The organism is Pseudoalteromonas sp. BMB (assembly GCF_001709235.1).
Lineage (GTDB): Bacteria > Pseudomonadota > Gammaproteobacteria > Enterobacterales > Alteromonadaceae > Pseudoalteromonas > Pseudoalteromonas maricaloris.
The window spans coordinates 46,302-69,454 of sequence record NZ_MBQA01000215.1 but is presented as its reverse complement, the minus strand read 5'-3'; the positions used below and the strand labels follow the sequence as shown (position 1 = coordinate 69,454).

Genomic DNA, 23,153 nt, shown 5'->3' with positions numbered 1-23,153 from the left:
ATATGAATAATCAAACACTTTCTTTGACACAATCTCAGCAACTTCAAACCGAAGGTGAACAAGTGATCGCGGGTTTTACTCAATCAATGATGAAAAAGCCAGAGCAATTTGCACCAGGGGCTTTCCCGGTTTATCTGAGCAAGGGAGAGGGAGCCATTGTCACCGATGTTGATGGTAATCAATATATCGACTTTATTTGTGGTTTAGCGGCCAATACTTTAGGTCACAATCACCCTGTTGTTGTCAATACAATTACAGAGCACTTGCACAACGGCATTATTCATTCGTTGCCTACACCTATCGAAGTGCAGACGGCGAAAACCTTAATTGAAGTGATCCCAAATGCCGAACAAGTTCGCTTTTTTAAAACGGGTGCAGATGCTAACTCTGCAGCGGTAAGACTCGCCCGTCACGTGACAGGTCGAGATGAAATTATGACGGTAGGTTATAACGGTTGGCATGATCAGTACATGTTTGATACACCAGGGGTACCGGCTGTTATTGCTGGGTTAACTCATCGCATGCCATTATTTACTCCTGCAGATGAACCAAAAATCATTGAAAAGATCATTGCAAGAAAAGATGAACTTGCGGTGGTGTTGCTATCGGTTCCATATAATCGCGTCTTAGAAAGACCATTCCTAGAACAGTTACGAAATACTTGCAGTGAACACGGTGTGATCTTGGTGTTTGATGAAGTGGTAACTGGCTTTAGATTAGCACCCGGCGGTGCGCAAGAATACTTCGGTATTCAGGCTGATTTAGTGACCTTGTCTAAGGGTATTGCGGCGGGGATGCCTTTATCTGCTGTGGCAGGCAAGCGTGAGTTGATGTCGCGGATTAATGAGCTGCAAGTATCGACTACTTTTGGTGGCGAAATGCTCTCGCTAGCAGTGTGTGATGCTGTATTAAAGGAATATCAACGCACTGAATTCACTCAGCATATAGCAAGACTTGGCGCAATTTTAAAAGCAGAGGTTAATCAGGTTTCACTGCAGTTAGGTGTGCCACTCAAAGTAGTTGGTTATGACCCTATTCCGATGTTCTTATTTGCCAAAGATCCGCAAGAGCACGTAAAGTTTGCAGTACCTTTTCTAGCTGAAATGGCAAAACGTGGTGTGCTTATGCGCCGTGAAGTGAATTTTATTTGTGGCGCACATACTGAAGCGCATATCAACGAAACAATAGCCGCAGTTAAGGCATCACTAATAGCGATGAAAGAAGCAGGCCTTTTTGATCCTCAGGATGCCAGCTAATGGTTTGTTCTTGCTTGTCGACACAGCGCTTTGCAGCACTTGCTGGCGCTTCAGGAAGTGCTGCATTTGGTAGTGCTCAGGTTGGTGAACTTGAAAACTTAAAAGCGGTTTGTAACAAGCCGCAGAACAATGCACTGCGCACGCTAATTGATAATGTTTTTATCTACACTGCAGACACAAGAGATACTGTTTACCCAAAAGGTTGGTTACTTGTTCACGGCAAACATATTGAAGCGCTGGGTGAGGATGGAGAACAACCTAGTAACTTCGATCAACGGATTGATGGTCAAGGTAAGTTAATGCTGCCAGGGCTTATAAATCCTCATTGGCATGAAAGTTTTGTCGCGCCAAATGCTGAGTCACCTGATGACACCCACTTAGAGGCCACTGCGTATTCAAATGGTGGCAATATTCAAGCACTAGGTTCCATGTTTGGCTTTATCTCCACTGTGGGAGATAAGTTGACGCTAGAGGAAGGTCTAGCCATCGCCCGTTGGAGTATGTGGACGCAACTGCGTTCGGGTACAACTGCGCTGGGGGATGTTGGTTCGGCAAATAAAGCTGACGCAATGGCGCTTGCTGCGATTGATTTAGGTATGCGGTTAAGGGTGAGTCGTTGGGGATCGGATATAATGCTGGAAGCGCATAAGTCGACACCCACTATCATCGCTGATACCGAGCTACAAACAGCGGATTGGCTATCACTTATCGAAACTTGGGATAATCATAGCTCAGGGCTTGTGGGGGCGATGCCTTCCGTGATGGGGGCTTTTGGTAGTTCTGACAAACAGCTAGAAGCACTGGCTAGTATCGCCCAGCAATACCAAGTACCCTATGCCACACACCTAGCGCCGCTAAAAAATGAACGTGCTGAAGTTGAACGCGTATTTGGTCGCTCGCCTATCGCGCGCTTTGATGCCATGGGATTACTTACTGACAAGCTATTAGCTGTGCACACAGCTTATGCAAGCGAGGATGAGTATCAACGCCTTATTGAAACGGGTGTTAATATCTGCCATTCACCAGCGCATTACGGCATGCTTGGTGAGGCAACAATCAGTGAAACTGGGCAGATAGGGCGTTTTTTAAAAGATGGTGTATGGGTTTCTAGCAGTACCGATGGCGATATCTCGTTTATTGGTGGTATGTGTGAAGCCATGCGGGGGGCACATCTTGGGCACAACGAAGCACAAAATTGTAATACCGCCTGCCCACCTACCTTAGCCTTAAAAACAGCGTCTTTATATGCAGCAAAAGCGTTGGGGTGGGAGCAACAAATTGGCTCGATTGAAGTGGGTAAGCAGGCAGATTTAGTGTTAGTGAACAATGATGACTATCGATACAAGCTTTCTGGTCATCCACTGAGAACTTTTATTGTTACAGGGTCAAGTCTTGATGTAGATTCGGTAATGGTGGCTGGTGATTTAGTGGTGAAAGCAGGGCGTAGCACTCGGTTTGATGAGCATGAGCTTTTTGAGGATTATCTTAAAGCGGTGGCGAGCGCTCGCAAGCGTATTGGAGGTCCAGCATGAATCAAACGCGATTAGCGACTTGGTTTTTGCTGTTAGCAAGTACCATGACGGTGCTTGCTAGTGCGACTCTAGCGCCAGCATTACCAGCGATGACAGTGGCTTTCTCAGGTATTGAACATGCCGCATTTTGGACCAAAATGACCTTAGCATTACCTGGTCTCGTGATAGCACTTTGTGCGCCAATTGCAGGAAGTTTAGTCGACAAATGGAATAGTCAAAAATTACTAGTGAACGCACTAATATTGTTCGTACTTAGTGGTGGACTAGGCTATTACTGGCAGGATTCGTTGTGGCTGATCCTTGGTAGTCGAGCGATGATGGGAGTCGCTGTTGCCTTTATTATGGTGAGTGGCACAACGATCGCAGGACGATACTTCGAAGGGCCCCAATTTTCTCAGTTTATGGGATTGCAAGCTGCCTTTGGTGGCTTTGGTGGCGTACTATTCTTGGCGCTTGCAGGCTTTTTAGCAGAGCAGCATTGGACTTGGGTTTTTGCTATTTACTCACTCGCACTTTTGGTACTACCAGGGGTATGGCTTTGGGTAAAGGTGCCGCCAGTTAGCCTGCCACCACAAACTCAATCACTACCAAGTAGTTGGATGAACCGAACCTTTTTGCTGTGCTGTACACTAGCACTGGTAGAAATTATTGTACTGTATGGATTAACGATTCATTTGCCTTTTTATTTGTCTGCTCAGCAAGTATCAGCCAGCACTATAGGCTTAGTAATAGCGGGCTTTTTATTCGCGATGTCATGCGTCTCTATGGGTTATGGTCGTGTTAGACAGTACTTGAATATTAAGCAAGCACATATAGTTGGCTGGCTTATTGTTGCAACTGGATTTTCGTTACTTGGTTTTGTAAATACTTTTAGTAGCATTGTTTGTGCTAGCTTTATAATCGGCGCGGGTCTTGGCCTTATTCGACCAAACCTTGTAGTTTGGCTATTCGAATTTGTTCCGCCACCGATGCGAGGAAAAGCGATGGGGATTATGACAACCTGTTACTTTACCGGGCAATTTATTAGCCCTGTGTTGTTTGAACCGATGATAGCCAGTCTAGGGTTTCAGTTATTCTTCATTTATCTAGCAATGACTATCGCTTCAGTTGCAGTCTTGGTGGCAGGGATTTATCTATTAAATCAAAAAACATGGTTAAAGCAACCCGACTAGTTACTTTAACCTGAAGTTGCTCCCAAAGTGTCGCTGCGATGCGCTTTTACAAACTGCATCGGAGTGACACCGAATTGCTTTTTGAATGCAGCAATAAAGTTGGCAACATGGTCATAATGTGCCAAGTATGCAGCTTCTCCAATCGACAAGCCTTCAACTAACAACGCATGTCGTGCCTTATTGAGCTTGCTTTGTTTAACGTACTGTTTTGGTGTTGTGTTAAAGCTGCGTTTAAAGAAACGCTGTAAGCTGCTTAAGCTCATAGCAAGCTCTAATGCGACCTGCTCAACACTTTTTCCTTCCGACAATAAATCGATGATCTTATTTTTTTTGACCTCAATATCTGAGTGAAAGGGCTGTTTATACATCACATGGCTCTGGCTACTACTGTCTATCAGGTGAGGAAGAAAGAAGCTCAACCATTGCATCACAACACCTTCACACTCCAAACGTTCAGCTAAGCTTGGTTGTTTTGGGGTTTGAAGCAGTTGTTGTGACAGCGAAATTGCTTTTGTTTGTAGCGGTAACTCAATCACTTTCGTGGTGGTAAATAGAGATTGATATTGCTGCGACAGTCTCGCAACGAGCCATCGAGGACTGACGCTCAGTGTGACCTTTTCTACTTCTTGGTGTTTTTGCAGATAGCGAGTGAAAGGCTCGGGCTGAGTGATGAGGTTGACAAATGCCTGAGGTGCGTTTTCAGCGCTGAAACGGTAATATTTATTCGCAACTCTAAATTCCACAACACCTTTAAGCAATACGGTAATGTTCACACTTGGTTGCAATTCTGCACAGCTGCTAGTTTGCTGCTGCTCGATACATTGACAGGTATGAAGTTGAAGATCATCGCTCAATGGCAAAAAAGAGAGTCGACCAATCGCAATAAGTTGCTCAATATCAAAGCCGTTGATACGACTGTTTAATCCGCTCGCCAATAACAACTTGTTGTTGAGATCAGCGTTGGAAATATTCCCTTCCATAGTAAGTGCCACAATTTTCTAAAACGCATAATAGATTGACGATTTTGCATAACTAATATTCAAAATGCAACAAAAGTAAAAGTGTACAATATTGCGAGTGATTCGTATTAACATCAAAATTTAAAGGATACTTATGTTGGTTTCTCGCACTAAGCAGTTAGGCTTTCGCCCTTCAACCCTCGCTTTAGCACTCGCGGGGGTACTATCAGCACCAGCTTTGGCTGACTCAGGTGATGCAGGTAAAATAGAAAGAATAGAAGTTTGGTCAACTGCGGTAAAAACTTCTGCACTGTATTTAAAAGAACAAGAAATTGCGGATAAACAAGCAGACCATATTTCTGATTTACTTCGCTCTATTCCTGGCATTGATGTCGGTGGTGCACACTCGCTGAACCAGCGAATCACTATCCGTAGTATGGATGACAAAGATCTTAAAATTTCAATAGATGGTGCAGCACAAAATACTTACATGTACCACCACATGGGTAACCTTCAAATTCATGCTGATATTCTAAAGTCAGTAGATATTGAAACGGGCACTAACTCAGTAATTAACGGCGGTCTTGGTGGCTCAGTGCGGTTCGAAACAAAAGAAGCACGTGAATTGCTTTCTGGTGACGATCGCTTTGCCGCTCGTGTTTCAGCAGGGGCAGCAGACAATGCCGGGCATAATTACTCGGTAACGGGTTTTGGTTTGTTGACCGATGATGTCGACTTTCTTGCATATTACAACCATGTTGAGCGTGATAATTACGAAGTGGGTGGTGGCAAGATCTTAGACCAAAACGATGAAGTCGTTGCAGGTACTGATGGTGAGGTAAAAGGTCTTGAAGGTGAAGTTTCTGATGCGCTAATTAAATTTGGTTGGAATATTAATAACAACCAACGTCTTGCACTGAGTTTCGAGACTTATAAAGATGAAGGTGACTACAGTTATCGCCCTGATATGGGCTTAGCGACAGATGTTGCTATTACTAATAGCTTGCAGATCCCTTTGTTATGGCCGACAGAGTTTACAAGAGACACAATTACGCTGAGCTATGATCTTAACTGGGGCGAAAACTCTTCATTAAAGGCGAGCTTATATTCCAATACCAGTGAACTTTATCGCGACGAATCAGGTTGGTCTATGTCTCCTTCTCCTAGGTTCCAAGCGTACGCTGGAGAAGTGACGGGTGAAGCTGAAAATACGGGGTTAAATTTGCTTGGTGAAACACTGGCAACAGGGCTTTTTGCCGAAGAAGAGCATACCTTCACTTATGGTGCAGATTATGTGAAGCACGATACACAGTACGATCTAGCTATTGCGTCAGGTGGTTCAAAGCACTCTGAAGAAAGTGCGAAAAATCTAGCCTTTTTCATTCAGGACAAAATTGATTTTGGTAATGGTTTGGCGGTTATTCCTGGTGTTAGGCACGATAGCTACGATATAGATTCAGGCACAGTGAACAATGATTATTCGGAATTTTCTTTATCATTGGCTGCTGAGTATCAATTTAATGAAAATTTAATGGTGAAGTTAAGTTCGACTGAGCTATTTAAAGGCCCAGAAATAAGTGAGGTATTTGTTGGTGCTGGTTTAGGTGATAACCGCAATCAAGACATTGAAGCGGAAACGGGCGTTAATACCGAGTTTTCGATTGCCTATGATGGTGAAGTTGGGACCAACAAGACACTCCGTTTAGGCGCAACGATATTCAGAACGCAAATTGACGACTATATTTTTGATAATGCAGCATTGCCTGGCGGCGCACCTCGTGAAACGTGGAAAGACAACGTCGGTGATATGACTGTAGATGGGTTTGAAGCTTATGCTGGTTTTGCGCTTGATGCGTTTTCTTTTCAGTTAACTTACTCTAACTCTGAGAGTGAACTTGATGCATTTACACAGTATGCCTCGTTAGATGGCGCGCGTTTAGAGCGAGAGCAGGGTGATACTATTTCAGCTGACTTTACTTACCAAATTACGGCGTATAACTTGACGCTGAATTGGGATTTTATGGTTGTTGATGATGTGGCACAAGGTACCGATCTCTATGGCGCAGACTTAGACAACAGTAAAGATGGCTTCACCGTGCATAATATCAGCGCACACTGGCAGCCTGAATCAGTACCTAGTTTGCATGTTCGTCTAGGTGTAGATAATTTGTTTGATGAGTTTTATTCTTCACAATCTTCTAAAAACGGGGTTTCTTTTCACCCAGTATTTGGTGAATTATTCCTAATGGACTATGAACCAGGAAGAAACATTAAAGCAAGTGTATCTTACCAGTTTTAACTGGGTTAGCACCTGCTGTTATAAACGTGTAATACCGCAGGTAAGTTAATTCCGAAAATTAAAATGCCCAGTAACATGCTGGGCATTTTTATCGTTTTGCCGTTAAGCAGTTGCGCGCATCTTGATTTGGCTAAGTTGATGGTAAGCCTGATTGGATTCAAGCGCATTTAGCATAGTTGAAAGTTTTGCTTCAGTTTCTAGCCATTCAGCAGTCGGATCAGAAGCTGCGACAATACCAGCTCCCGCAAATAGTCTGGCATGATTCGCACTTATCTCACCACTGCGGATAACCACCACCCATTCACCATTTCCATGTTTGTCACACCAACCAACGATCCCTGAGAAAAAGTCACGACTTTCTCCCTCTAGTGAGTGGATCCAAGGATAGGCATCGGCAGTCGGTTTACCGCATAGTGCAGGCGTAGGGTGTAGACGATTGGCTAGTGCTAATACATGAGTGTTAGCGTCGGCGAGTTGACCTTCAACCTCTGTGGACAAGTGCCACATCGTTGCTGTACTCAGCAATGAGGGCGAGCTGGGTATGGTAAGCTTTTGACACCAAGGTTGTAAAACCTGTGACATTTCTACCAATACAACAGCATGTTCATACCGATCTTTCTTTGATGCCATTAATGCTTGTTTGAGTTTAAACTCCATAGCCTTATCATTTGAACGTTTAGCTGAGCCAGCAAGGGGATTACTGAGAACCGCTTGCCCATGTTTGCGTAAGAGTAATTCTGGACTCACGCCCATCAAGGTGGAATTTTGTTCCGTTGGAAAAGAGAAGTGAAAACCGCTAGGGCTTTGGGTTAATAGATTTGTCAGAATGGTTTCCGGTGAAAGTGGTGCATCAAAATAGAGATCTACTTGTTTGCCAAGAACAATTTTTTCTAATTGTTCGTTGGCAAATAGCTTTTTGGCTTCACGTATCGCACTCTCATAGTGATGCTGTGATTGTCTATGCGAGATACGTTCAAGCGATGGCATAGTGTCCTGCTTAAGCGTGCCTTTGGCGTTTAACCATTGCTTGAAAGTCTCTTTATCATATTGGTGCGCTTGCTCAGTTACAATAAATTGAGCTTGTTGAGTTTTGCAAAATGGTAGCACACCGAATGCTATCGCATCATTGCTGCTGCACTTTGCTAGCTCTCGTTTTAACTGGCTCACTAATACATCGTGATCTTTTATCTGAGTGGTGAACCTATGATGCGGCCGTTGAGTTAAGAAGCACCGTGTGCCCGAAACAAAAAAAGCTTGTTGTGATAAGTCAATGGACTCAAGTGTTGTATTGGTGGATTGCAAAGCAGATATTTCACTCAACATGGTTTGTCCTCATTTCCCAGCGCTGCGGCGCAATTTTAGATACCTAGTTGACGAAGCTTGGCTGTAAATATTTAGTAAAAATGCAATAAGAAGGTGCGTATTTTTAGCCTACGATTCAAAGGTAATTTGCGCTAAAAACCTCACATCCAACCTCGAGATAAGTTACTCTGTAGGGAATGCAAATCGGACGTATATACGAGCATGAAAGTATTCGAAAAAATTTATCATAGGGCTGCCGAGCGTAAAGGCTCTGAGGCGGCGTTAAAAGCTAAGCTTAGTCAACCATTGAGTACCGCATCGCTATTGGCATTAAGTGATGATCAATGGTTAGAAGAATTTACGCGCAAGATATTTCAAAGTGGGTTTTATTGGGCGGTGGTTGATAATAAATGGGACGGCTTTAGAGAAGTGTTTTGGCAATTCTCAATCGAGAAGTTGTTAATGATGTCTCCTGAAATGTACGAGCAACGTAGTCAGGATGAACGGATCATTCGTAATGCTAAAAAGGTAAAAAGTATCGCTGATAATTGCCAGATGATTTTTGAAGTGCAACAACAGCATGGCCGCTTTAGTGAATTCGTCGCAAACTGGCCGGAAGACAATATTGTTGGTTTGTGGCTGTACTTGAAAAAGCATGGCTCGAGACTTGGAGGGAATACTGGCCCTTACGCGCTTCGTGTGTTAGGTAAAGATACGTTTTTACTGAGTAAAGATGTCGAAACGGTACTACGTGCCGAGGAGATCATCGATGGTGGCTTGCAAAGTCAGAAGTCGCTGCAAGCGGCGCAGCAATTTTTCAATGAAATGCGTCAATATAGCGGGCTTAGCTTACAAGAGTTAAGCCAAATTGTGTCAATGAGTGTTGGTGACAATATTCGCTAAAAATGGAGATGACCGCATGGTATTTTTTCAGCCTTATCAAGGCTCTGCTCTGCTCTTTAAGGAGCAACCAGCAAGATTTAATCAGCCCACATTACTATTATCCAATACGCAGTTGCTAGTTAAGCTTGAGCTAGAGAAATACGACACCACTGCGCTTGCTGAGCTGTTAAGTGGTCAGCGCCCTTTAGACAATATTGAGCCTACGAGCTTAGCCTACAGTGGTCATCAGTTTGGGCAATTTAACCCATTACTTGGTGATGGCCGAGCGCATTTAATTGGTGGGGTGAAACTTGGTGACGGACGTCAATACGATCTGCACTTGAAAGGCTCTGGAGCGACGCGATTTTCTCGAGGCGGTGATGGTTTTTGTGCGCTAGGACCTGCGGTACGTGAGTTCATCATGAGCCAAGCTATGGTTGGCTTGGGTGTTCCAACTACAGAATGCCTTACTGTTGTAACTACTGGACAGCATGTTTATCGTCAAGGTGAAGTACCTGGCGCGGTTGTATGTCGTGTGGCAAAAAGTCATATCCGCATCGGCACCTTACAATATCTGGCTACTCAGCAAAATAAAGATGAGCTATGGAGCCTACTTAACTTGCTGGGCGAGCAATTATTTGAGGGGTTTACAGTTGAGACCGAACAGGATGTGCTCGAATTGTTCCGTGAAGTGTGTGAGCAGTTGGTTGACTTAGTTGTCGAGTGGATGCGGGTTGGCTTTATTCATGGCGTGATGAATACCGACAATATTTTGCTCAGTGGCGAAACGATAGACTTTGGCCCTTGTGCAATGATGGAAAAGTTTGATTTTAACGCCGTGTTTAGCTCTATCGACCGCCAAGGCCGTTATGCGTTTGGTAACCAGCCAAACATCATGAATTGGAACTGTGCTCGACTTGCCGAGGCCTTGTTGGTGTTGTGGCAAGATGAGCAAGCGGGAATTGAAGCATTTAGTCAAATTTTGGCGGAGTTTTCTGAATCGTTTAATCGCAAGTATAAAGATATGTGGGCGGCTAAGCTTGGTATTGATGAATGGAGCGACGCAGACGACATTCTCCTTAGTGACTTACTCAAGTTGATGACGGAGCATGAACTAGACTTTACCAATACCTTTGCGGCACTAACCAATAGCTTGCTTGGTCATCCAAACAAAGCTTTATCCGTGCCAACGGAGTTGGAGAGCTGGCAGCGACAATGGGCGCAAAGGCGTGCTCTTGATGACGTTGCGGCTAACTTGATGAGCCAAGCTAACCCGATACTTATCCCCCGTAATGCGTTGGTGGAGGCTGAGATTGCGCTATTTAATCAGCAAGGCATGAGTCAAACACTAGAGGATTGGCTAACTGCGTTGACGTCGCCCTATGATTACAAAGACTATCCTGAATCGTGGACCAGCGCGTCTACACCGGCCCACTATCAAACTTTTTGTGGAACCTAAATGGCAGAACAGCAGCTTTCTTGGCAAGAAATTAAACGTAAAGTCCTTGAGCACAAACGGCCGCTTATTAAGGCGCATATCATCGCCTTGTTTGCCGCGTTGGTGAGTGTCCCTATCCCTTTGATGATGCCGTTGCTGGTCGATGAAGTCTTACTAGACACACCTGGTAGAGCAGTGGCTTGGATGAACTCAGTATTGCCCGAGCAATGGCATGGCCCCAGTGGCTATATCGTGGTTATTTTGTTGGCTGTAATAACCATGCGCTTGGCCAGCTTGGTGTTAGGGGTGATGCAGTCACGCCAGTTTACTATTATTGGCAAGGACATTAGTTATCAAATCCGTGAGCGCTTACTTACGCATTTACCTAAAGTTCAACTGAAGGAGTACGAAAGCCAAGGCGGTGCAGCAATTAGTTCTCGCTGTATTACCGATGTGGAAACCTTGGATAAATTTATCAGCCAAACCTTGTCACGCTTTTTAATCGGTTTACTCACAATCATTGGCACTGCGGCGATTTTGCTTTGGATTGATTGGATGTTGGGGTTGGTGATCCTGTTGCTCAATCCGGCGGTCATTTATTTTTCTCGGCAGTTTGGCAAACATGTTAAAGAGCTGAAAAAGGAAGAGAATGCTGCATTTGAAGCACTGCAAACCTCACTAGTCGAGACGCTAGATGCTATTTCTCAACTAAAAGCCGTTCGTCGAGAGGGTAACTACTTTGCACAAGTTAAAGTAGCCGCCAAAGATCTCAAACATTACGCGGTGCAGTCACAATGGAAAACGGATGCCGTTAACCGCTTAAGCTTTACCGTGTTTTTGGTCGGGTTCGAGTTTTTCCGTGCTGTCGCTATGTTTATGGTGGTGTTTTCTGATTTAACGGTCGGCCAGATATTTGCGGTATTTGGTTACCTTTGGTTCATGATGGGGCCTGTACAGGAAATTCTTGGTATTCAATATGCGTACTATGGTGCCTCGGCGGCGCTTAGTAGGTTAAATCAAGTTTTTAATTTTGCGACAGAAGCACAATATCCTGCTACGAAAACCGTCTTTGATTCATCTCAGGTTGATATCAAATTTGCCAATATAGACTTCGCTTACGTTGCAGAGCAACCCGTGCTCAAGCAGGTATCTTTGCATATTCCAGCAGGGAAAAAAGTAGCGTTAGTAGCGGTGTCTGGAGGTGGTAAATCTACTTTGGTGCAATTGCTTTTGGGATTGTATGAAAAGCAAAGTGGCGAGATTCATATAAATGACACGCCAGTAGAGCAAATTGGTTACGAAGCAGTGCGAGATAATATAGTGACCGTATTGCAGCAGCCGATACTCTTTAATACCAGCATTCGTGAAAATCTAGCAATGGGACGAGAGGTATCTGACCAAGTAATGTGGCAGGCACTCCGAGTTGCAGAGCTAGCTGATACCGTACTTGCTCTGGCCGATAAGTTAGATGCGCAAGTTGGTCGCAACGGGATTAAATTGTCCGGAGGACAGAAGCAAAGATTAGCTATTGCAAGAATGGTTGTTGCCGATCCTAAAGTGGTGGTGCTGGATGAAGCAACCTCGGCACTTGATATTGAGACTGAGGCAAAAATTCATCGCAATTTGCAAGCGTTTTTGGCTGATAGAACGACTTTGATTATTGCACATCGACTGAGCGCAATAAAACAAGCCGACTTAATTTATGTTTTAGATGATGGTGAAGTGTCCCAGTATGGAGAACATAAGGATTTGTTAAAGGAACAAGGTCTGTATCAAATCCTATTTGGTCATCAAAATTAATTCATAAATAGCAAAAATTCCTTATGTAACGTTAAGTAAACATTAATAGACGAGCTAATATTATCTATGCAACGTAATCGGTAGACGCATTTTCTGATAGACTATCCGAGTCGATACTCAATGCGTAAACTAACAGAGATGGGAAGGAATGATGAAAATTAAAACTTTGAGCTTACTAGTTGCGATGGCAGTGACAGCCAATGCAAATGCAAACACTACTGAGCCTACAGAAGGTGTATATCTTGGTGTGTTTGGTGATTACTATGATGCTGATTGGCAGAATCACCGTGATATGGCTGGTCTAGACGTAGAAGACTCTACAGGCTGGGGTGCTGAAATTGGCTACCGCTTCGACAAGTTTTGGAGTGGTCGTATCGAGTATGCAGATATGGATTTTGACCTTGGTGGTATCAGCAATGGTTCTCTGGACGCCGAGCGTTACGGTATCGACGGTTTGTACCACTTTGATGGTGGTCCATTCTACGGTCTAGTGGGTATCAAAAAGATGAACCTAGATGTGATCTCAGATAACACCTTTGCTAACGTAGGTGCTGGTGTTCGTCATTACTTCACCGATCACTTATTCGTGAATGCAGAAGCTGCGATTTATCAAGGTTTAGAAGCCGGTTACACAGACGTTGGTGGTAAGATTGGTCTTAACTACTCATTCGGTAGCGCTGGTAAATCGGAAGAGGTTGCGCCAGCCCCAGCCCCAGCTCCTGTAGTTGCAGAAGCACCGCAAGACAGTGACAAAGATGGTGTTGTGGATAGCGAAGACAAATGTGCTAACACACCAATGACGGATGCTGTTGATGCGTCTGGCTGTACTTTGTACGAGACTAAAGAAGACAAAGTAAGCCTGTTAGTCCGCTTCCCGCATGACGATGCAACTTTCTCACAGCAATATGTTGATGATATCAACGCGGTTGCTAAGTTCTTGAAAGAGCATAAAAATGCAGATGTTGTGATTGAAGGTCACGCGTCAGCTGTGGGTGATGCTGATTACAACCAAAAGCTTTCTGAGCGCCGCGCGAAAAACGTTGCTGAGAAACTCGTTGATATGGGTGTAGATTCAATGCGTATTACCACGGTTGGTTACGGTGAAGAGCGTTTGAAAAATCCAGCAAACACGCTAAAAGCACATGCGGAAAACCGTCGTGTAGAAGCGCACGTTTCTTCTAAAGAGAAAGTAAAAGTTAAGCGTTAATTTTCAACTTAGCTTATGCAAAAAGGCTCCTTCAGGAGCCTTTTTTGATCCCACCAAGTATACCTTTTCGCAAAATTAAAATGATTCTCGTTTGACTAATATTCATCAAAATATACTTGTTTCGGTATGCTTATTCATTGTATTTATAGTGACTATAAGGCGAGGTATCGCATGCAAGATTTTCATCTATACTCAAAGACCTTATAATTGTTCATTATATTTTATGGTCAAGGGAATGGTTCAGCCGATTGCATCAATAATCGCAGCCAGATCATTTACTTGTCTGTCCACGTCACCAAGAGGGCAATATTGTGCTTCAAGAATATCGTAAACACGTAGAAGAGCGTGCCGCGCAAGGTATCGTGCCTAAGCCGTTAGACGCGCAGCAAACTGCTGACCTTATCGAATTACTAAAAACTCCACCAGCAGGTGAAGAAGAGTTCATCGTTGATCTATTTATCAACCGTGTACCGCCTGGTGTAGATGATGCCGCATACGTAAAAGCAGGCTTTTTGGCTGCAGTAGCGAAAGGCGAAGCGGAATCACCGCTCATTTCAAGAGAGTATGCAGCTGAACTACTTGGCACTATGCTTGGTGGTTACAACATCGCGCCGATGATCGACCTACTAGACGATGCCGCTATCGCGCCAATCGTTGCTAAAGGTTTGTCTCACACGCTACTGATGTTTGACGCATTCTACGATGTAGAAGAAAAAGCAAAAGCAGGCAATGAGTTTGCTAAGCAAGTAATTGAGTCATGGGCAAATGCAGAATGGTTCCTTGAGAAGCCAGCCGTTGCAGACAAGATTTCAGTGACTGTATTTAAAGTAACTGGCGAAACAAATACAGACGACTTGTCTCCTGCACCAGATGCTTGGTCTCGTCCTGATATCCCATTACACGCGTTGGCTATGCTTAAAAACGAGCGTGATGGTATCAACCCTGATAAGCCAGGTGAAGTAGGTCCAATTGCACAACTTGAAGCGCTTAATGGTAAAGGTTTACCGCTAGCATATGTGGGTGATGTTGTTGGTACGGGTTCATCTCGTAAATCTGCAACTAACTCTGTACTTTGGTTCATGGGTGATGACATTCCATTCGTACCAAACAAGCGCGTTGGCGGTGTGTGTCTGGGTGGCAAGATTGCGCCTATCTTCTTCAACACCATGGAAGATTCTGGTGCACTACCGATTGAGCTTCCAGTTGACGAACTAAACATGGGCGACCAAATCGACATCTTCCCTTACGAAGGTGTGGTTAAGCGTCACGGCACTGACGAAGTTATCTCAACGTTCTCACTGAAATCAGACGTAATTCTTGATGAAGTGCGTGCAGGCGGCCGTATTCCTCTAATCATCGGTCGTGGCCTTACGGACAAAGCTCGTACGTCTCTTGGTCTTGAAGCTGAAGATATCTTCCGTAAGCCTAAGTTAGTGGCTGATTCTGGTAAAGGCTTTACGCTTGCACAGAAGATGGTTGGTAAAGCGTGTAATATGGCAGGTGTACGCCCAGGTCAATACTGTGAGCCAACAATGACAACGGTAGGTTCTCAGGATACTACAGGTCCAATGACGCGTGATGAGCTTAAAGACCTTGCTTGTCTTGGCTTCTCTGCTGATCTTACTATGCAGTCATTCTGTCATACCTCAGCTTATCCTAAGCCTATCGATGTAAACACACACCACACACTTCCTGATTTCATCATGAACCGTGGCGGTGTATCGCTACGCCCTGGTGACGGTGTTATCCACTCATGGCTAAACCGTATGCTACTGCCTGATACGGTAGGTACAGGTGGTGACTCGCATACTCGTTTCCCTCTAGGTATTTCATTCCCTGCAGGTTCAGGTGCGGTAGCATTCGCAGCTGCAACGGGTGTAATGCCGTTGGATATGCCTGAGTCAATCCTTGTTCGTTTTAAAGGTGAAATGCAGCCGGGTATCACATTACGTGACCTAGTACACGCTATCCCTTACTATGCAATCCAGCAAGGTCTATTGACGGTTGAGAAAAAAGGTAAGATCAACGAATTCTCTGGTCGTATCCTTGAAATCGAAGGCGTTGAGCACCTAACGGTTGAGCAAGCGTTCGAACTATCTGACGCATCTGCAGAGCGTAGTGCGGCAGGTTGTACCGTTAAGCTTTCACAAGCGTCTATCGAAGAGTACCTAAACTCTAACATCGTTATGCTTAAGTGGATGATCTCTGAAGGCTATGGTGATGTACGTACTATTGAGCGTCGTATCACTAAGATGGAAGAGTGGTTAGCAAACCCTGAGCTAATGACTGCTGACGCGGATGCAGAATACGCGCATACCATTGAGATTGATCTTGCTGATATCAAAGAGCCAATCCTTTGTGCACCGAATGACCCTGATGACGCACGTCTACTTTCAGCGGTAACAGGTGAGAAGATCGATGAAGTATTCATTGGTTCTTGTATGACTAACATCGGTCACTTCCGTGCAGCGGGTAAACTACTGGATAATTTCGGTGGTCGTCTACCAACGCAACTATGGGTTGCTCCACCAACGAAGATGGACCGCGATCAGTTAACTGACGAAGGTTACTACGGTATTTACGGTCGTGTAGGTGCACGTATCGAAACTCCAGGATGTTCACTATGTATGGGTAACCAGGCACGTGTTGCTGATAAAGCAACGGTTGTTTCTACCTCGACTCGTAACTTCCCTAACCGTTTAGGTACAGGTGCAAACGTATTCCTTGCATCAGCAGAGCTTGCAGCGGTAGCTGCGATTCTTGGTAAACTACCAACGCCTGCTGAATATCAAGAGTATGCAGAGAAGATCAATGCAACGGCTGCGGACACTTACCGTTACTTGAACTTCCACAAGATGCCTCAGTACACTAAAAAGGCAGACTCAGTGATCATTCAACAAGCGGTTTAATCACTCGCTCTAGAGTTCATTGAAAGAAAAAGCCAGCGCATGCTGGCTTTTTTTATGCACATAAAATGCTCATTTTAAATGGTGTTATCATGCATTATTTTAATTATAGATAAGTAATCCATTAAAGTGGTTAGAAATGGGTTTTTATTGCGTTTTGGTTGTTAAAATCCCGTTTTTTTAAACAGTAATTTTCTCTGGTTTTATTAGAATTATCGGCAAATTCTCATCAATGGGCGAGAGGATCATGACAACAGTAAACAACCAGAATTTATTACAACTACGCTTTTTACCGCAGTCACATATCGATGCAGTTAAGCCTTTTTTCAATCAACTTCCAGATAACCCTTATGCCGATGGTGCATTCAGAAAGCGCCGTTATTCTGTGGTTAAATTCACTGGCGGTGAAGTGACATTGCAGCCGACGAAAGCTTTCGTTCAAGACGATTCAATTAATACTTTCCAAGGTAATATTGAGCGTGTTTACGAAAACCTTGAGCTGGACATGTTAAACACCGATGGCTTTAAGCATATGCTTGCTGAATTCAAAGCCATGACAGGAGTTGCAGACGATACCAGCATAGAAGTGCATCAGTTTCGCATGTTAGCGATTGAAAGCGATACCCCTCCTGCGCCAGAAGGTGTGCACCAAGATGGTTTTGATCATGTGTGTGTTTGTGGTGTTTCTCACGAAAATATTGCCGGTGGTGAGCTGTTGGTATATGAGCATAAAGAAGCCGAACCTTGCTTCAAAATGGAAATCAAAGATGGTTTATTTGCGCTCGTAAATGACCGTGAAGTGTGGCATAACGCAACACCGATGAACAAGCTAGATGCCGAGCAAGTCGGTTACCTAGACTGCTTCGTATTTACAGCCTAAGAGGGTAGTATGGATTTAAATCAAGTGCGTCGTCAGTTCCCTGCGCTTATGCAAAGTATCGGTGGAACCGCGCCAATTTTCCTTGATGGTCCGGGTGGCTCTCAAGTACCGCAATCCGTATTGAGCGCGATGTCTGCTTACCTTGGTTATTTTAACTCTAACTTAGGTGGTGCATTTTTCTCGAGCGATAAGACCGTCAGTTTGATGAGTGAAGCGCGCCAAGCGGTTGCGGACTTACTCAATGCGCCAAGTGCAGATCAAATTGTATTTGGTGCCAACATGACCAGCTTAACCTTTAGCTTTAGCCGTGCACTATCTCGCGAATGGCAAGCGGGTGATGAAGTCATTGTGACTAATGCCGATCACTATTCAAACGTTTCTTCATGGCGTCAAGCTGCCGAAGATAAAGGTGCGGCGGTGCATGCGGTGCGTATTAATGAAACCGATTGCACGCTTGATCTTGCGCATTTTGAATCACTACTAAATGCCAAGACTAAGTTAGTTGCGGTGACGTATGCATCGAATACAACTGGCTCAATCAACGATATCAAACGCATTGTGGAGCTTGCGCACCAAGTTGGTGCGTTGGTATATGTTGATGCTGTGCATTATGCACCTCATGAGCTAATCGATGTACAAGGTTTGGATTGCGACTTCCTTGCGTGCTCTGCTTATAAGTTCTTTGGTCCGCACGTGGGCATTGTGTATGGTAAACGTGAGCATTTAGAAGGTTTTACTCCGTACAAGGTGGAGCCGGCAAAAGACATTATCCCAGGCCGCTGGGAAACTGGTACGCAGAGTTTTGAAGGACTTGCGGGTGTTGTTGCGGCGATTGACTATATTGCTTCACTTAGCGAAATGAGTGCAGATACACCACGTCGTGAGAAACTGGTTGAGGCATTTGCACGCACAAAAGCGCATGAGATGCAGCTTAGTCAGCACTTTTTAACGCGTTTAGCCGAGTTTAAAAAGATTAAACTTTTTGGTATCGAGTCACGTGAGCGACTCGCTGAGCGTACACCAACGTTTGCTTTGACATTTGATGGCATCGAGCCACGTACCGTGTCGGAATTCTTAGGTAAAAAGCACATGTGCGTATGGGATGGCAATTTCTACGCCCAAGGGCTTTGCGAGCAGCTAGGGGTGATGGATAAAGGTGGAGTTGTTCGCATCGGTTGTATGCATTACAACACCATAGAAGAACTAGATAGCTTGTTTGATGCATTCAGTGAGCTATTAGCATAATAAGAAGTGGGAGCTACGGCTCCCACTTCTTATTTAGGTTTCTTGCCCTTCAATAAATGCATTGAGCTTTGCAATGCGATGGCTCATACCTTCAATAAGCTTGTCTTTGATTTTTTCCCGGATCACATTGGGCAAGCGTGTTAGTGCATCTGGGGTTATTGCCAAGATGATGCTGTCTTTTAACGCTTGTGCGCTAGTACTGCGTTCTCGGTTAGTGATAAATGCGCCTTCACCTAAAAATTCACCAGGACCAACCTTACCTAAATCATGGGCCGCATCTTGTTTAAAAATCAAAAATTCACCGCTTAATACAATATACAGGCGATTGTCTTTTTCAAAGCGTTTGAAGGCATGACGCTCTTGCTGCACCAGATATAAGTGACCAAAAGACTCGAGTAACACCTGGCGCTCGGCAAGCGTAAACTCTTTAAAAAACGCTAAGCGATTGATGATCTCTAGTTGTTTAAACAGTGGGACATTTTCAAGTAACTTCATGCAAACTATTCACAAATCAAACTTATTCTTGAATATTGCGTTCTTTTAGCTTTCTGGTCAACGTATTGCGTCCCCAACCTATCTTTAACGCCGCATCTTGCTTATGACCATGACAGGCATTGAGTGCGGATTTGATCAGTCGTGTTTCTAATTGTGCCTGTACATCGGGCCAAATATGGTCTTTTCCTTTACGTAACTCTGAGTCTAACCACGTTTGGAATGCGTCCAACCAATTGCCATGTTCTAAGGCGTCAATCTGTTGTGGTTTTTCTAGCTCTTCGGGCAGATCGGCTGGGGTGACAAGTTCGCCCGGCGCCATTACCGTTAACCAACGGCAGGTGTTTTCCAGTTGTCTAACGTTACCTGGCCAATGATAGGCTTGCATTTTTTGCAGAGCATGTTTAGAGATGATTTTTGGCTCGGCTTTTAGTTCCTTTGCGCTTTTTGCAAGAAAGTGATCGCACAGGGCGGCGATATCTTCAGGGCGTTCACGTAAGGCTGGTAGTTTTAACCTGACGACATTTAGACGGTGAAACAAGTCTTCACGGAATTTACCTTGCTTGACCAGTGTCTCTAAGTCTTGATGGGTAGCCGCGACGATACGGACATCGACCTTCACGCTGTTGTGACCACCAACCCGATAAAACTCACCATCGGCGAGTACGCGCAATAGCCGAGTTTGTACGTCCAGTGGCATATCACCGATTTCATCTAAAAATAAGGTGCCACCGTCGGCTTGCTCAAAGCGGCCACGGCGCATGCTGTCAGCGCCAGTAAAAGCGCCTTTTTCATGACCGAACAACTCAGACTCGACGAGATCTTTGGGGATGGCGGCCATATTGAGCGCGATAAAAGAAGCGTCTTTGCGCGGGCTGTGATTGTGCAGCGCGCCTGCCACAAGCTCTTTACCCGTACCAGATTCGCCGTTAATCAATACACTCATGCTTGAAGCGGAAAGTTTACCGATGGCGCGGAACACTTCCTGCATCGCTGGGGCTTCACCAATAATGTCGGGGCTATTGGCTTTTTCACTGTGGCGCTTTTGCTTTTTAGTTTGCTGGCCTGCGCGAAATGCACGTTGCACAAGGGAAACGGCCTCGTTTAAGTCGAAAGGTTTGGCGAGGTATTCAAATGCCCCTTTTTTAAATGCGTTGACCGCAGAGTCTAAGTCCGAGTGCGCGGTCATAATGATCACTGGCAGGTTTGGGTAGAGCCCTGCAATTTTATCTAACAAGGCCATGCCATCGATACCTGGCATACGTACATCTGAGATCAGCACTGCGGGTTGCTCATATTCAAGCGCGGTCAATACATCTTGACCGCTGGCGAAGCTCTCGGTTTCAAACTCAGCTCGCTTTAATGCCTTTTCTAAAACAAATCGGATTGAAGCGTCATCATCGACTAACCAAACTGATTTCATTGCACGTTTCCTGTTTCGGTGTTGTCAAAGGGAAGGTAGATACTGAACTCAGTGTGTCCTGGCCAACTATCGCATTCGATAAATCCTTGGTGTTGCTCTACCAAAGTTTGCGCGATAGAGAGCCCAAGTCCAGAGCCTCCTTCTTTATTCGTGATCATCGGAAAGAACAATGTCTCTTTTACCTCATCGGCGATCCCTGGACCGTTGTCGCTGATACGGATGAGTAATGCTTTTTTCAATAGTCGCTCACCATGATGAAGACGGTGTTTAATGCGCGTTGTGATGGTGATCGTACCGTCATGCTGTAGTGCTTGTTGAGCATTGCGCAGCATATTCAGCAGAACTTGCTGAATTTTGGCTTGATCTATCACGATAGCCGGAATACTGGGATCATAATCTTTTACCAAGGTAATATCGGCATCGCGCTCCAAGGTGGTTAACTTAATCACCGATTCTAACGCCTGATGGATATTACACGGCTCTTTTTGTGGTAACTGATTGGGTCCAAGCAATCTATCTACCAATTCGCGTAATCTATCTGCTTGCTCAATAATGAGCGTGGCACATTCTTCCCGTTCTTGTTGATCAGTTTCGTACTGCAATAATTGCGCCGCACCGCGGATCCCACCAAGTGGATTTTTTATTTCATGGGCAAGACCGCGAATGAGGTTTCGAGCTGCCTGAAATTGGTGCATTTGATTGGATGCTTGGTCATAACGCAGGGCATCATCAACACGGCGACATTCCACTAAAATATACGCCTTGTCTGCAAGATAAACTCGTCTGGCATGTAGACTTAGTGTCGCGACACGATTATCTACAAATACCACGTCTACCCTGTGTTGCTGGCAGTCTACGCCATCTTGTAGCACGTATTTAGAGAGCCGTGGCAGGTCTATATGATGATGATTAAACACACTATCAATCGCCAGTCCAACAAGCCGCTTTGTGCTGAGTCCCAGTAGTTCACTACTGCTGTAATTGGCATAGTGGATCATTAAATTTTGATCGAGCACTAAAATCGCGGTTGAGAGAGATTGCCAAACTTTATCCAAGTCAATCGAGTTATGTTGATCCATATATGTTCACCGTGCACCAATGTGGTGCAATGAGAATAGCATAGCTTTGCATCCATTGAAGTAAATTATTACCTAAGCTCAGAAACTAGGGGTTTTCGAACTCGTATCCTAAACTTGTTATTAATAAAGCATGCCAACTTTAAGGTGCTGAGACTATTAGGGCTTTGTGTCAAAAAATACATCTAGCTCGTTTTTGTGGGGGGAGCCTTTTTGTCACGTTCTGTATGAGCGGGTGTGACTTTCAAAGCGCTAAGTATGTTACCGAACAGATTAACTGCTTTCCTCCTCAAGCCGCGAGTGTACATCGAGCTACGAATGGCGAGAAAACCACCCTTACAGGTGTGATGCGGGTCGTCCAACCTAACTGGCGAGATAAATATTTATTGCGAACAAAGGCTGAGGTCTACTATAAAGTTCAGGTTGGTGAGCAAAGGTTGTGGATTGAACACAATGAAATGTCGAATTTGGCTTTCTCAATACCAGAGGAAATGAGCGCGGTGTGTTTGCAACTACTGGTTGCAAGCCAGTGTAGGTAAGCAATATCGGTTTAATTATTTACGGTATTGCGGTGCAAAAAGAACTTATGAACATCACTTTGGGCGACTAACATACCTTTGTGATTAAACACTTTCATAACCACAGAATGCTCGCCGCGATCAATGCCACGCAAAGCAAACTGAGTATTACTTTGTTTTGGCCCTGTGGCTGTTCCATTGAGAAAGAGTTGCACGCTTAATCCTTGGGTAAACCTTGGCTCTATAGTGCCTGTTACGTATACGCTGCCGCTATTATCACGGATAGTTTGCTCATGCTCAGGAGAAGTGATTTTAGCTGTATATTGAATAGTTGGTGTCGTATCCGTTTGCTCGAGAATTTTAGTATCAACACTTGGCATGGTTAAGGCGCTGGCGTTGAGTTTGACTTCTTTCGAACCAGGCTGCGGGACATCAGAATAGACCCAATGACCGTTTTTGTCTTTCCAGCGATAGATTTTTGGATTGGACTCTGCTGCAGCATCAATGCTTGTTAGGGCTAGCGTCATGCTAACCGACATTATAAGAAACCACTGACGCACCACAAATCTCCAGAGCAAACTACTGTTCATACTGTAGTATAGAGCAGTTGGAATTGCGAGTTACAAATGAATAATTCCCATAATGACAACATAAAAGCGACTTTCTTTAAGCTTTTGAATTGCATTAAAAAAGCCCGTAACAACGGGCTTGAGAACACATATGATTAAGAGTGCCAGAAACGCATAATGAGTTTTGGCTCTACAAG

At 44.5% G+C, this 23,153-nt stretch carries 17 protein-coding genes; 11 read left to right on the top strand and 6 right to left on the bottom strand.

All coding sequences use genetic code 11. The features are described from left to right. Positions 1-2: 2 nt before the first annotated feature. From BB427_RS22850 to BB427_RS22840, 3 genes are read left to right on the top strand one after another with little or no spacing between them, the layout of a single operon-like run. Positions 3-1,256: an aspartate aminotransferase family protein gene (locus tag BB427_RS22850; RefSeq protein ID WP_052258272.1), complete on the top strand. Its 1,254-nt coding sequence runs from the start codon at positions 3-5 to the stop codon at positions 1,254-1,256. Beyond that, positions 1,256-2,788, top strand: a complete 1,533-nt coding sequence (locus BB427_RS22845) for an amidohydrolase family protein (RefSeq protein ID WP_052258270.1) — start codon at positions 1,256-1,258, stop codon at positions 2,786-2,788. Before BB427_RS22850 ends, BB427_RS22845 begins: the two co-directional genes overlap by 1 nt. Next, a complete protein-coding gene (locus BB427_RS22840; RefSeq protein ID WP_045989418.1) occupies positions 2,785-3,960 on the top strand; it encodes an MFS transporter in 1,176 nt (391 codons plus the stop codon). Before BB427_RS22845 ends, BB427_RS22840 begins: the two co-directional genes overlap by 4 nt. 5 nt (positions 3,961-3,965) lie before the next feature. Here BB427_RS22840 and BB427_RS22835 read toward each other — a convergent pair whose 3' ends face one another. Then, the gene (locus tag BB427_RS22835; protein ID WP_045989417.1) at positions 3,966-4,940 is read right to left on the bottom strand and encodes a helix-turn-helix domain-containing protein; all 975 of its coding nucleotides are present in this window, start codon (positions 4,938-4,940) and stop codon (positions 3,966-3,968) included. Between the two features lie 133 nt (positions 4,941-5,073). Here BB427_RS22835 and BB427_RS22830 point away from each other — a divergent pair, with 133 nt between their 5' ends. Continuing rightward, positions 5,074-7,218 (top strand): TonB-dependent receptor domain-containing protein, encoded by a 2,145-nt coding sequence (locus BB427_RS22830; RefSeq protein ID WP_069023480.1) that lies wholly within the window; start codon positions 5,074-5,076, stop codon positions 7,216-7,218. Positions 7,219-7,320: 102 nt separating this feature from the next. Here the strand turns inward: BB427_RS22830 and BB427_RS22825 are convergent, their stop codons facing one another. After that, a complete protein-coding gene (locus BB427_RS22825) occupies positions 7,321-8,541 on the bottom strand; it encodes an isochorismate synthase (RefSeq protein ID WP_052702673.1) in 1,221 nt (406 codons plus the stop codon). A gap of 201 nt (positions 8,542-8,742) precedes the next feature. On the opposite strand from BB427_RS22825, the gene BB427_RS22820 reads away from it, so the two are divergent. The 7 genes from BB427_RS22820 (at position 8,743) to BB427_RS22790 (ending at position 18,878) form a co-directional block, all read left to right on the top strand. Beyond that, positions 8,743-9,423: a DNA-3-methyladenine glycosylase I gene (locus BB427_RS22820; RefSeq protein ID WP_069023478.1), complete on the top strand. Its 681-nt coding sequence runs from the start codon at positions 8,743-8,745 to the stop codon at positions 9,421-9,423. After that, positions 9,407-10,861 (top strand): protein adenylyltransferase SelO, encoded by a 1,455-nt coding sequence (locus tag BB427_RS24275; RefSeq protein ID WP_254663691.1) that lies wholly within the window; start codon positions 9,407-9,409, stop codon positions 10,859-10,861. Before BB427_RS22820 ends, BB427_RS24275 begins: the two co-directional genes overlap by 17 nt. After that, positions 10,862-12,640 carry an ABC transporter ATP-binding protein gene (locus BB427_RS24270; RefSeq protein WP_069023474.1) on the top strand — a complete coding sequence of 593 codons (1,779 nt, stop codon included), beginning with the start codon at positions 10,862-10,864 and terminating at the stop codon, positions 12,638-12,640. Between the two features lie 151 nt (positions 12,641-12,791). After that, the gene (locus BB427_RS22805) at positions 12,792-13,847 is read left to right on the top strand and encodes an OmpA family protein (protein ID WP_069023473.1); all 1,056 of its coding nucleotides are present in this window, start codon (positions 12,792-12,794) and stop codon (positions 13,845-13,847) included. Between the two features lie 311 nt (positions 13,848-14,158). Further along, positions 14,159-16,756 (top strand): bifunctional aconitate hydratase 2/2-methylisocitrate dehydratase, encoded by a 2,598-nt coding sequence (gene acnB / locus BB427_RS22800; protein ID WP_045965778.1) that lies wholly within the window; start codon positions 14,159-14,161, stop codon positions 16,754-16,756. Between the two features lie 244 nt (positions 16,757-17,000). Beyond that, complete coding sequence (locus BB427_RS22795) at positions 17,001-17,633, top strand: 2OG-Fe dioxygenase family protein (protein WP_069023471.1); 633 nt, start codon at positions 17,001-17,003, stop codon at positions 17,631-17,633. A 9-nt stretch (positions 17,634-17,642) separates the two neighbouring features. Beyond that, a complete protein-coding gene (locus BB427_RS22790) occupies positions 17,643-18,878 on the top strand; it encodes a cysteine desulfurase-like protein (protein WP_069023469.1) in 1,236 nt (411 codons plus the stop codon). 33 nt (positions 18,879-18,911) lie between these two features. On the opposite strand, the gene BB427_RS22785 is transcribed toward BB427_RS22790, so the two are convergent. The 4 genes from BB427_RS22785 to BB427_RS22765 all read right to left on the bottom strand — a co-directional run bounded on the left by BB427_RS22785 (position 18,912) and on the right by BB427_RS22765 (position 22,926). Further along, positions 18,912-19,373: a cyclic nucleotide-binding domain-containing protein gene (locus BB427_RS22785; protein ID WP_010374445.1), complete on the bottom strand. Its 462-nt coding sequence runs from the start codon at positions 19,371-19,373 to the stop codon at positions 18,912-18,914. A gap of 22 nt (positions 19,374-19,395) precedes the next feature. Next, positions 19,396-20,793: a nitrogen regulation protein NR(I) gene (gene ntrC, locus BB427_RS22780; RefSeq protein WP_069023467.1), complete on the bottom strand. Its 1,398-nt coding sequence runs from the start codon at positions 20,791-20,793 to the stop codon at positions 19,396-19,398. Continuing rightward, complete coding sequence (gene glnL / locus BB427_RS22775; protein WP_039494750.1) at positions 20,790-21,872, bottom strand: nitrogen regulation protein NR(II); 1,083 nt, start codon at positions 21,870-21,872, stop codon at positions 20,790-20,792. Before glnL ends, ntrC begins: the two co-directional genes overlap by 4 nt. 547 nt (positions 21,873-22,419) lie before the next feature. After that, a complete protein-coding gene (locus BB427_RS22765) occupies positions 22,420-22,926 on the bottom strand; it encodes a DUF4124 domain-containing protein (protein WP_069023464.1) in 507 nt (168 codons plus the stop codon). Between the last annotated feature and the right edge of the window lie 227 nt (positions 22,927-23,153).

Excerpts from the sequence above, each read along its gene's own strand:
- BB427_RS22850 (WP_052258272.1), top strand. The coding sequence starts at position 3 with ATGAATAATCAAACACTTTCTTTGACACAATCTCAGCAACTTCAAACC.
- BB427_RS22845 (WP_052258270.1), top strand. The coding sequence starts at position 1,256 with ATGGTTTGTTCTTGCTTGTCGACACAGCGCTTTGCAGCACTTGCTGGC.
- BB427_RS22840 (WP_045989418.1), top strand. The coding sequence starts at position 2,785 with ATGAATCAAACGCGATTAGCGACTTGGTTTTTGCTGTTAGCAAGTACC.
- BB427_RS22835 (WP_045989417.1), bottom strand. The coding sequence starts at position 4,940 with ATGGAAGGGAATATTTCCAACGCTGATCTCAACAACAAGTTGTTATTG.
- BB427_RS22830 (WP_069023480.1), top strand. The coding sequence starts at position 5,074 with ATGTTGGTTTCTCGCACTAAGCAGTTAGGCTTTCGCCCTTCAACCCTC.
- BB427_RS22825 (WP_052702673.1), bottom strand. The coding sequence starts at position 8,541 with ATGTTGAGTGAAATATCTGCTTTGCAATCCACCAATACAACACTTGAG.
- BB427_RS22820 (WP_069023478.1), top strand. The coding sequence starts at position 8,743 with ATGAAAGTATTCGAAAAAATTTATCATAGGGCTGCCGAGCGTAAAGGC.
- BB427_RS24270 (WP_069023474.1), top strand. The coding sequence starts at position 10,862 with ATGGCAGAACAGCAGCTTTCTTGGCAAGAAATTAAACGTAAAGTCCTT.
- BB427_RS22805 (WP_069023473.1), top strand. The coding sequence starts at position 12,792 with ATGAAAATTAAAACTTTGAGCTTACTAGTTGCGATGGCAGTGACAGCC.
- BB427_RS22795 (WP_069023471.1), top strand. The coding sequence starts at position 17,001 with ATGACAACAGTAAACAACCAGAATTTATTACAACTACGCTTTTTACCG.
- BB427_RS22790 (WP_069023469.1), top strand. The coding sequence starts at position 17,643 with ATGGATTTAAATCAAGTGCGTCGTCAGTTCCCTGCGCTTATGCAAAGT.
- BB427_RS22785 (WP_010374445.1), bottom strand. The coding sequence starts at position 19,373 with ATGAAGTTACTTGAAAATGTCCCACTGTTTAAACAACTAGAGATCATC.
- ntrC (WP_069023467.1), bottom strand. The coding sequence starts at position 20,793 with ATGAAATCAGTTTGGTTAGTCGATGATGACGCTTCAATCCGATTTGTT.
- glnL (WP_039494750.1), bottom strand. The coding sequence starts at position 21,872 with ATGGATCAACATAACTCGATTGACTTGGATAAAGTTTGGCAATCTCTC.
- BB427_RS22765 (WP_069023464.1), bottom strand. The coding sequence starts at position 22,926 with ATGTCGGTTAGCATGACGCTAGCCCTAACAAGCATTGATGCTGCAGCA.